The sequence below is a fragment of the Okeania sp. SIO3B5 genome, from assembly GCF_010692555.1.
Lineage (GTDB): Bacteria > Cyanobacteriota > Cyanobacteriia > Cyanobacteriales > Microcoleaceae > Okeania.
The window spans coordinates 1-11,193 of the sequence record NZ_JAAHHG010000329.1 but is presented as its reverse complement, the minus strand read 5'-3'; the positions used below and the strand labels follow the sequence as shown (position 1 = coordinate 11,193).

Here is an 11,193-nt window from a genome sequence, read left to right as displayed (position 1 = left end):
TCTTACTTCTTACTTCTTACTTCTTACTTCTTACTTCTTACTTCTTACTTCTTACTTCTTACTTCTTACTTCTTACTTCTTACTTCTTACTTCTTACTTCTTACTTCTTACTTCTTACTTCTTACTTTTCCTATAACGATACAGTTTCACAGAAGTCATTCATCAATTGCCTAATTAGGGCTTGCTGATTAAATATAGAAGCATTGACTGATATTGGTTTTAGCCTTTTTAGGTCTTGAAAAAGTACAAGGTTTTCGGTGCAAAAAGCTCAAAAAGGAGCGGATTTTGGACTGACTATGGTAGAAAAATCAAGGGATAATTCTTCCTACTGCCTCCTCGCTCCCATACCCATTTCTCCAGTATAGCTGTCTCCAGTATAGCTGTCTCCTACCCTCACACATAAGACTTTTTCAGCAAACCCTAATTATGAGAAAAATTTTCCTGTGGAAATACTACGCAAACACCTAGTTCAACAATTAATAATTAATAATTAGGGCTTGTTGATTAAATCTAAAAGCATTGATATATAAATACAAGTTCCTTTTTGGGGTCGAAAAAAGTGCACCTGTTTTAGTCTAAAACGCTCAAAAAGCTATTATTTTTGGACGATTATGGCAGAAAAATCATTCTGACAATTCTTACCCCTACCTCCTCGCTCATTCCCATTTATCCTGTCTCCTACCCCTACTAAAAGACTTTTTCAGCAAACCCTAATTAACAATTATCTCTCCTTGAAAATAAGAGGATTGACACTTAAGGAAAATTTTTTCTTCCCAGGTAAGTTAATGTTAATTATTCTGATATTTAATTCTGCCCCACTCTCCTACTCCCTTACTATGCGAAAATATAGAAATGTTTCGGATAAATTGTATAATACCAATTTTAAAAAAGAATGTTACGAATAGTAAGAGCAATAAAAAGACTTTATAGGAAATATCCCTTTAACAAAAAAGATAATTTACGCCCTAAAAAATGGTATTAAAGCGATTCCCATACGACTCCTGAGTTCTGACTCCTGACTCCTAATAAATATCCTAGCTATTTGTAGCAAATATTTATCAATTTGGTATAATCTCACCCTTTTTATCTTACATTTATACATAGATTATTCCCTTATCGCTGCACTGGTTTATGCAGCATGAAAAATGGAAAGTCAGAAATAGGCACTCACCAAGTCATAAGTTTTTTTTACACCATTATTTTCGGTCATAAAATCTATATTTTTAGACAGATAAATATAGTGAAGCAACCACCAGTATGAATTTTATTTTAGCTGTTAAAAATTAGTGCTGAGTAACAATCTCCCACTAATTTTAACTTCTAACTTTCGGTCCGAATGCTGCGCAAACACACTTCTGATTTTTGACTTCTTGAATATGGCTCCTCGGAAAGAGGTAAAATAGTCAAATGTAAAATAGGAGAGAAATTATGATACATAATATTCAAGATATTGAAGGCATGAATTCTGTATATGCTGAAAAATTAATAGGAGTAGGTATCACTAAAGTAACAGAACTATTAGAAAAATGTTCGTCTCTTGCAGGAATAGAAGAATTAGAGCAAGCTACTTCTATTGAAAAAGAACTGATTATTCAGTGGGTAAATTTTGTTGATTTATCACAAATTAAAGGAGTAGATCGGGAATATTTTTTCCTATTATCTGCTTTAGGAGTACATACAATTTCTCAGTTAAAAAATCGGTTTCCTGAAACACTCCACTCTCAGATGATGAAGCTTAACCATCAAAAACAACTTGTGCAACGCTTACCTAGTTTAAGTATGGTTAGAAGTTGGGTTGCTCAGGCAACAAATCTTCAAAGAAAAACTGCCCATAACAATGTGCCAACTACTAAATTACCATCAAAAAAATGGTCTATAGATTGGTCTGATTAAGAAAAAAGGTAGTGATCGACAAGTAATGATTTTTGAAGTTTAACTCCTAACAATAAATAGTCTGGAGAAATAAAAGACACAAATATAGCCAGACTAAAGGTGATTTTTATTAGTTATCTTAAGTTATCTATAATAGAAGCGATCGCTACATTGAAAAACCCCACAAATTTTCATTTTGTGAAGCACATAAAAAATCGCCAAGGTTTTTTGCCTTGCATTGCTCAAATAATTGTGAGATAATTTAACTATAAGGGTTAACTTGCCCCTACGCTTGACTTTTTATTCAATCAAGAAGTATCTATAAGAAATACTCAGTACTATCTACCACAAATAGTCTGGAGAAATAAAAGACACAAATATGGCTAGACTGGAGGTGATTTTTATTAGTTATCTTAGTTATCTGTGATAGAAGCGATCGCTCTACTGAAAATCCCCACTAAGTTGTCATTCTGTGAAGCACCAAAAAACGCCTAGGTTTTTGCCTTGCATTCCCCAAATAATTGTGAGATACTTTAACTATAAGGGTTAACTCGCCCCTACGCTTGACTTTTTATTCAATCAAGAAATATACATAAAATACTCAGCACTCACTGCCACAAATAGTCTGGAGAAATAGAGGTGATTTTTATTAGTTATCTATATAGAAGCGATCGCTCTAGTGAAAATCCCCACTAAGTTGTCATTCTGTGAAGCACCAAAAAAACGCCTAGGTTTTTGCCTTGCATTCCCCAAATAATTGTGAGATAATTTAACTATAAGGGTTAACTCGCCCCTACACTTGACTTTTTATTCAATCAAGAAATATACATAAAATACTCAGCACTCACTACCACAAATAGTCTGGAGAAATAAAAGACACAAATATGGCTAGACTGAAGGTGATTTTTATTAGTTATCTTAGTTATCTGTGATAGAAGCGATCGCTCTAGTGAAAATCCCCACTAAATTGTCATTCTGTGAAGCACCAAAAAAATCGCCTAGGTTTTTACCTTGCATTCCCCAAATAATTGTGAGATAATTTAACTATAAGGGTTAACTCGTATAAGGGTTAACTCGCCCCTACGCTTGACTTTTTATTCAATCAAGAAATATACATAAAATACTCAGTACTCACTACCACAAATAGTCTGAAGAAATAGAGGTGATTTTTATTAGTTATCTATATAGAAGCGATCGCTCTACTGAAAATCCCACTAAGTTGTCATTGTGTGAAGCACAAAAAAAAATCGCCTAGGTTTTTGCCTTGCATTCCCCAAATAATTGTGAGATACTTTAACTATAAGGGTTAACTCGCCCCTACGCTTGACTTTTTATTCAATCAAGAAATATACATAAAATACTCAGCACTCACTACCACAAATAGTCTGGAGAAATAGAGGTGATTTTTATTAGTTATCTATAGCGATCGCTCTAGTGAAAATCCCACTAAATTGTCATTGCGTGAAGCACCAAAAAACACCTAGGTTTTTGCCTTGCATTCTTCAAATAATTGTGAGATACTTTAACTATAAGGGTTAACTCGCCCCTTTGCTTGACTTTTTATTCAATCAAGAAATATACATAAAATACTCAGCACTCACTACCACAAATAGTCTGGAGAAATAGAGGTGATTTTTATTAGTTATCTGTGATAGAAGCGATCGCTCTAGTGAAAATCCCCACTAAGTTGTCATTGTGTGAAGCACCAAAAAAATCGCCTAGGTTTTTTGCCTTGCATTCTTCAAATAATTGTGAAATACTTTAACTATAAGGGTTAACTTGCCCCCATGCTTGACTTTTTATTCAACAAAAAAAATGTATTTCACATAAATATAAACTTTTATTCGTTTTCAATTAGAAAAAATTTAAATAGCTATCCTATGAGAAATCCAGCTATTTAATTGTAATTTGATCGAGAAAATTCAGGCTTTTTAAACACTAAAAAATGTTGTTGTGGTAAAAAATCATCAGTCTCTTGCCAAACCAAACCCACAGAATTCATTTCTTTTTTCACCTGTTTCTCAGTCATCTTGTGCAAACCTTTAATCATAATCATCGGATTTTCACCCCGATATTCCAATAAAATAACCCGCCCACCAGGCTTCAAAGCAGCAACTATTCCTAACATCATTTCTCGCGGATATTCAAACTCATGATAAGCATCAACTAACAAAGCAATATCAACAGTAGAAGGAGACAACTTAGGATTATCTACATCCCCTAAAACAGTCTCAATATTAATAATATTTTCCTCATTTTTAACAAAATTAATTAACTCCAACATCTCCGGTTGTACATCTACCGCAATCACCTTACCTTGAGGAATCAAAGGACTAATTCTAAAAGTAAAATAACCAGTACCAGCACCAATATCTGCCACAACATCCGTAGGTTTTAAATCAAGATGATCGATAGCATTTTGAGGATTTTCTCTATAACTTCTGCTAGGTCTTTCTAGCCATGCAGCACCTTCATGACCCATAACTTTAGCTATTTCTCGACCTAGATAAAATTTCCCAATACCTTCCGGATTATGGATAGTTTTATATTGATAAACTCCATCTGAACTAGCAACTACATTAGTGTTTATAGTACAAGCATTTAAGAGCAAACCTAGAATAGCTATAGATAAAATTATAGCTACATTTTGAAAATAATTTCTGAACTGTTTATTCATTGCTAAGTATAATTAAATAACTGGAATAATATTATCATATTTAATAAAATTAGTAAGTCAATAGAAAACAAAAAAAATGTATTACTACGGCAATAGTTGATTTTTTTTAATAATTAAAAAATAACAGTTAATAACCACTTATTCTTTTTAATAAAATAAATAATTGAGTCAGAATAAATATCATAAGCAGTCAGCTAACCTCCTAGGTTAGAACTACGTTAACAGCAATAAGTAATAAATAATTACTTCTAAGGTTTAGGAAGAATACTTAGGCAGTAACTTTTTATTCTTTCTCAATTTCTAAATTGCTTTTACCGAATAATTAATCATTAATCATTATTAATTAAATAATTCAGCCAATTCCGCCTCCCCTTGGCTGCGCCGCGAGCTGTCGCTCTACAAGGGGAAAATAAAGAAATAATATTTCCTTATGTTCAATTCCGTAACGGTTTTAACCAGAGGTAATTATCCATTATCCATTATCCATTATCCATTATCCATTAATTAACTTCCCCAAAATTAATAGCTTAATAGCTGATAACTAATAGTTAATAGCTGACGGCTGAATGCTTACTAAATATCAATTAATCTTCTACTTTTAAGGATAAACTTAAAACATGAAATAATTAATTATTGGATAACTTTAACTCAATAATTCATGGAGTTAAGCAAAAATAAATAATTTTCAATTTAATAATTTTAGTTATAAAATCATTGAAAATCAAGATAAATATTCCCTATTTGATTAAATTAGTATATATTTTAATTGGAGATACAGTAGTTTGTATCAATTCAAGCAATCAACAAAAATTAGTTGGTAAATTAGTAGAATTATGCCTCAAGAATATAATAAATTAGTGCGCGATCGCATTCCAGAAATTATCCGTAAAAATGGTTTAGAGTGTGAAACTATCACCCTCTCAGACACAGAATATCGCCAAGCATTACGAGAAAAACTTATTGAAGAAGCTCAAGAAGCAGCAACAGCAAGTAACGGTGAATTAGCCATAGAGATAGCCGACTTATTAGAAGTAGTAGATGCTTTACTCAAAAGTTATGGCATTTCTTATAATCAAATTACACTCGAACGAGACCGAAAACGTGCAAGTAAAGGAGATTTTGAGCAAAAAATCATGTTATTGTGGACAAAAGAAAATACTACTAAATAATTAATAATTAATAATTAATAATTAATAATTATTAATTATTTTCAAGGAGAGGCTTTAAGCCTTAATTATTCGATAATTTTTTTTGTAAAATTAGACCAGCTACTACAATGGTAGAAGTAAATCGTTTAGTATCTCCAAAATGTTAGTATAAATTGAAGCAGATATAGCAATCAGGAATCAGTTGTGAGAATTGAAGTGTTCCTTAAAAGTATAGAATATAGCAATTATTATATTAATATAGTACGTTTTTTCTTCTTCTCTGTTCCCTGTTCCCAGATCCGGTGTTCCCTAAAAGTTTCCAATATCTCACAACTCAAATCATATTGCTATATTTCACAATAATAATAAAGATGATAAATATCTGCCTACTACTTAATCATACTGTAGATAAAATTCAACAATTAATAATTGCCTATCCTTTCAAATAAGAAATATCTTTTCAACTGTTCCCTGCTATATATTGAATTTTTAGTAATGAATAGAATTAGAATTGCCAGAGATAAAGCATATTTAGTCAAAGCTTTAACGGAATCAGAAGAAAAAACAGGTCCTTTTAAAACTTATGCTGATGTAATAGTATTTGCCGCATCTTTAGCCATAAAGAAAAACCACCGAATTCCATTAACAGAAATTTCTCAAAGAGAACCAAGTCCAATTAACATAGAAGTGTTTTGGTCTAGGGGATATGAAAGTATTATTAAATTAATCGCGATCGCCGACACAAAAGATACAAAAATCATCTCTCCAGCAAATGAAGAAACAGAAGAGAATTGCATTAAAATATTTGAAGAATATGCCAATGGAGGGCTAGAAATATTACGAGATGAAATGCGGGGAGCAGTAAATTATTCAGAACGACTTTTATTATTCTTAATTTCTGAGAGGTATCAAAAATCTCAGACAGAAACAGAATTTGACTTAACTAAATTTTTGAAATAAATATAGCAATTCCCAAAAAGCGTGAGGTACAAAATTTTAGATTTGAGGGAACAGGAAACAGGGAACAGGAAACAGGGAACAGGGAATAAAAAGACAAAAAGGTAACTGTATCTCACTAATTTGATAAACGCTATACAAAAATTCAATAATCAACAAATAACAGTTAACAATTAAAAATTAATCATCACCTCTTTCTTTTAAAAAATCATAGAATTGACTAAAAAGAAATATCAATAACTTTTATCCTTCGGCGCACTTTTTTTTTTTTTTTCTTATAAAAAACCTCAATCTATAATTTATATCTCAAATAAAAATACCATACTTATTGAAGAAGGCAGCTATGCTGCGGGAGCTGTTTTTTTTTGACTTTTAAAGTCAAGCCTTTAACTTTTGACTTTTTAATTTTGACTTTTGACTTGTAGTTTAGATGCGCCCATGCAGGTATCATGACGATATTGAGCATCAAAAAGGGAACGCAAATTAAAGAATCATGCGAATTTTATTTGTGGCAGCTGAAGTAACTCCTTTAGCCAAAGTTGGTGGTATGGCCGATGTAGTAGGAGCCTTACCCAAAGTGCTACGGGCCATGGGTCACGATGTCCGTATCCTTATGCCTTACTATGGCTTTCTAGGCGACAAAATGGAAATTCCAGAAGAACCAATCTGGGAAGGAAATGCTATGTATCAAAGCTTTAGCATTTATGAGACAGTACTACCAAAAAGTGATGTACCGTTGTATCTGTTTGGTCATCCTAGCTTTTGGCCACGTCATATCTACTACGGAGATGACGAAGACTGGAGGTTCACTCTATTTGCCAATGGAGCGGCTGAGTTTTGCTGGAATGGCTGGAAACCAGATATTATTCATTGCAATGACTGGCACACAGGCATGATACCAGTTTGGATGAACGAAACCCCAGATATTAAGACCGTATTTACTATTCATAACCTAGCTTATCAAGGACCTTGGCGCTGGTACTTGGAAAGAATTACTTGGTGTCCCTGGTACATGGAAGGTCATAATACAATGGCAGCAGCAGTTCAGTTTGCAGATCGAGTAACTACTGTTTCTCCCACTTATGCTAGTCAGATTCAAACACCCAATTATGGTGAACGCCTAGATGGTTTAATGTCCTTTGTGAGCGGGAAACTACAGGGCATCCTCAATGGTATCGACATGAACTTTTATAATCCAGCTAATGACAGATATATTGCTCAAACTTATACCGTCGATACCCTGGAGAAACGTACTGATAATAAAGTTGCTCTTCAAGAAGAGGTGGGTTTTGAAGTCAATAAGAATACCTTTCTCGTAGGAATGGTCTCCCGACTGGTAGAGCAAAAGGGACTCGATCTAATGCTGCAAGTCTTGGATCGATTTATGGCCTACACCGATAGTCAGTTTATTTTGTTGGGCACGGGCGATCGCTTCTATGAAACTCAAATGTGGCAGATAGCTACTCGTTACCCTGGTCGTATGAGTGTCCAACTTTTATATAATGATGCCCTATCTCGGCGAATCTATGCAGGTACCGATGCTTTTTTAATGCCTAGCAGGTTTGAGCCTTGTGGTATTAGTCAAATGTTGGCCATGCGGTATGGTAGCGTACCTATTGTACGTCGCACAGGAGGGTTAGTTGATACAGTACCTTTCCATGACCCAGTTAACAATGCTGGTACTGGCTATTGTTTTGATCGCTATGAACCACTAGACTTCTTTACTGCAATGGTTAGAGCTTGTGAAGCTTTCCGCTTTAAAGAGCAATGGCAAGAATTACAGAAACGTGGCATGAGAGAAAACTTTAGTTGGGACAAATCAGCTCAGGAGTATATTAAAATGTACAAATCAATACTTGGATTACCTGAGGAAGAAACAGCAGTAGAGAAAGAACCTGAATTAGTACAGTAAGAAATTTATAATAGGAACTGGGGTAAATTTCCCCAATTCCTTCAGTTTAAGCATATTCGATAGGATCAATCTATTGCTTGATTTATTTTAAATTTTTTCTTGCTCTTTTTTCTTTCCATCCTTAGTGTATTTTTCAATTAGGGTATTAAATACATTATCCGCAAAGCGATCGCTAAAACCTACCAGAAAAGATAGAATCAAAATTACTTCAGTAGTTATCTTTTCTGATGTTAATAAAGATAACCCAGAAACAAGAATCAGGTAAAAAGCAGAACCCAGAACAATTCCTTGTACCGATCTAGTAACAGTCCATTTAAGCACATTACCAAATTCATAAATTGGTTGACGATTAAAGCGATAAATCATTGCTGCAAAGCTACCTATAAAACTCCAGAAAACAACAGGCCAAGGAATATTAATTAATGGAAGTTTTAGTTCATTCAAAGATTTTTCTCCCACTGAAACTAAAGGTCCATAAAATAATCCCCCAAAAATCATCACTAAAATAATTCCCACAATAGTTATAGTAACAAAACCAGTAGTTGCTCTTGCCTTCTGTAGATCAAGGCTTACCAAATTTTCAACCAAATAACGCCTTTTTTCAATATCAATCATTATCCCTATCGTAGCTTGTGCTTCGTCACTTAAAACATAGATATTTTTATCTTGATCGTCTTTATTATTGCGCTCTTTATTCTCTTTATTTTGACTAATAGAAATTTGTTCATTTTCTGATTCTTTTACTAGATTTTTGATTAAATCAAAAGAATTGATGATGTCTTCAGGATTTGAATTTTTAATTATCTCGACTACAGTTTGATGGGAAACTATATTGTTTTGCTGGTTGGATAATTTTCTTTCAGTGTTGTGGTTCTCTATATCGAACTTTTCCATCAAATTATTAAGCTTTTCCACTAACTTACTAAGTAAGCATTCAGCCGTCAGCTATCAGCTATCAGCTATTGCTTTTAATGAGTGATAAAAGCTTTATTGACTGAGCTAGAAAAATCTTACTACAAAAGTCAGCTCTAAAGTCTATATTCATTTAAAACTCGTCCTTAAGCACAGGTTATTATTGCTGATAGCCGACAGGTAATAGCTTAATGCTTACCTTACTAATAACACTCAAATGGGTTTCTGCCTCCTCCCGAATTTCCTTATATCCAATTTTAGAAACCATATTTGCAACTAATTATTTACTAGATGAAGCTGGATATAAAGCCAGAATAAATGAATTATTTAACTTAGATATTTGCAAATTTACTTCATCTGCTATACTTCCTAGAGATTGTAGTAAAACCTTATCTTCTTCAGGATTTTCACCTATTTGAGATTGTATTTTTCTAATCTGTTCAAAATATTTTCCTGCAGTAATTAGTTCATCATCCTGATTAATGTAATTTTTTATATTTTTTTTGATGAATTTACCAAGTGCAAATACAAGCTTAAAAAAAATCTCTAGATTTTGAAATGTCAAATCACTTATAACATCAAATACTGAAATGGGATAAAGTTGACGAATTTTATCTAGCTCATCCATACTTTCTTTGACTGTAAAAAATTGAGTTATTTTTCCTTTTATTTGTTCTATTTGAGTGAGGATACGCTGAGTATATTCTTTGTTCAAATGGATGAATTTGGCATCAGCTTTAATATTTGTATCGGCAAGAAAATTTGAGTTCCCTTGATTAATGTTTTGAATAAAATTTTGATTTCCGGAAAGAATACCTGGGTCTTTGCCTAAATAATCACCTTTACTAACATTTTCCTTGATTTCTTGTTTAATATCATCTACATCTTTCTGCAAAACTTTTATTTTATTAGTTAGCCTTTGTATTTGTCTAACATACTCTTGAAAATCTGTTGAAGAACTAGATTGAAGTTCTGTTTCAAATATTTTTTGAACCTCTTCTACTTCTCTTACAAAGTCGGGTTCTGTATTAATTTTTCCTTGTAAAATATCAGCAATTATCTTTAAAGTTTGAGTAGGTGGTTCTTCACCATTACTTGTTTCTAATTTATTCCATACCAACCTAGTTTGAAAATCTTCCTCAAGTTATTCTTGAGTTTTTTGTCTTAGAGAAGCTATTTTTTGAAACGTTGTTTTAGCTATTTTTGAACCAGCTTATTCCACAAACTTGTTACCTAAAACCGATAATAAAAATGCAATAACAGAGATTTCCATAACCAATTATCCTAGTTTTTTATTGGTTTAAACATCAAAATAAATATGATAAACACCCTAGTATTTTTCATTTAAAATTAATTAATAAATTTATCAAGAATTAACCCTAAATATATACCGCAGATTCGGTCGTATATGAAGTACAGATATTAACAATTGACATCCTCTCCGGCCTGAAGGCGCGGAGATTCCTACTGAGCCGTAGCTCTTCAGTGGATTGACGTTTCTTTGGCTGCTGCTACTTTGGCAGTAGTCTTATGCTTGCCTCCACGTCCGTTTTTTGTCTCGGACTGCCCGCCCGCGACTAATATATTTTTTGTGTTGAGCAACTTTAAAACCTCATGCATGTAAACCTAGCAGTTTGCTTTGACTTTCTACTTTTGAACTTAGGAGGTCTTATAGGCTTACCTTTCCTTTGACCTTTAGTTGACTTAAAAAAGTT

The 11,193-nt window shown here is 33.0% G+C and carries 8 protein-coding genes; 5 read left to right on the top strand and 3 right to left on the bottom strand.

Annotated features, from left to right (window positions below):
- Positions 1 to 1,428: 1,428 nt before the first annotated feature.
- Entirely contained in the window at positions 1,429 to 1,893 is a 465-nt protein-coding gene (locus F6K54_RS30480) for a DUF4332 domain-containing protein (protein ID WP_293086250.1), read from the top strand.
- Between the two features lie 99 nt (positions 1,894 to 1,992).
- Positions 1,993 to 2,133, top strand: a complete 141-nt coding sequence (locus F6K54_RS30475; RefSeq protein ID WP_293086247.1) for a hypothetical protein — start codon at positions 1,993 to 1,995, stop codon at positions 2,131 to 2,133.
- A 1,636-nt stretch (positions 2,134 to 3,769) separates the two neighbouring features.
- On the opposite strand, the gene F6K54_RS30470 is transcribed toward F6K54_RS30475, so the two are convergent.
- Positions 3,770 to 4,549 (bottom strand): class I SAM-dependent methyltransferase, encoded by a 780-nt coding sequence (locus F6K54_RS30470; RefSeq protein WP_293086244.1) that lies wholly within the window; start codon positions 4,547 to 4,549, stop codon positions 3,770 to 3,772.
- 833 nt (positions 4,550 to 5,382) lie between these two features.
- On the opposite strand from F6K54_RS30470, the gene F6K54_RS30465 reads away from it, so the two are divergent.
- The 3 genes from F6K54_RS30465 to glgA all read left to right on the top strand — a co-directional run bounded on the left by F6K54_RS30465 (position 5,383) and on the right by glgA (position 8,566).
- Positions 5,383 to 5,718, top strand: coding sequence for a nucleoside triphosphate pyrophosphohydrolase (locus F6K54_RS30465; protein ID WP_293086241.1), 336 nt, complete (start codon positions 5,383 to 5,385; stop codon positions 5,716 to 5,718).
- A gap of 474 nt (positions 5,719 to 6,192) precedes the next feature.
- A complete protein-coding gene (locus F6K54_RS30460) occupies positions 6,193 to 6,657 on the top strand; it encodes a DNA phosphorothioation-associated protein 4 (RefSeq protein WP_293086238.1) in 465 nt (154 codons plus the stop codon).
- Positions 6,658 to 7,147: 490 nt separating this feature from the next.
- The gene (glgA, locus tag F6K54_RS30455; protein ID WP_293086235.1) at positions 7,148 to 8,566 is read left to right on the top strand and encodes a glycogen synthase GlgA; all 1,419 of its coding nucleotides are present in this window, start codon (positions 7,148 to 7,150) and stop codon (positions 8,564 to 8,566) included.
- 87 nt (positions 8,567 to 8,653) lie between these two features.
- Here glgA and F6K54_RS30450 read toward each other — a convergent pair whose 3' ends face one another.
- Together F6K54_RS30450 and F6K54_RS30445 are read right to left on the bottom strand one after the other, a co-directional pair.
- A complete protein-coding gene (locus tag F6K54_RS30450; RefSeq protein ID WP_293086232.1) occupies positions 8,654 to 9,460 on the bottom strand; it encodes a hypothetical protein in 807 nt (268 codons plus the stop codon).
- 298 nt (positions 9,461 to 9,758) lie between these two features.
- Complete coding sequence (locus F6K54_RS30445; RefSeq protein ID WP_293086229.1) at positions 9,759 to 10,598, bottom strand: hypothetical protein; 840 nt, start codon at positions 10,596 to 10,598, stop codon at positions 9,759 to 9,761.
- Between the last annotated feature and the right edge of the window lie 595 nt (positions 10,599 to 11,193).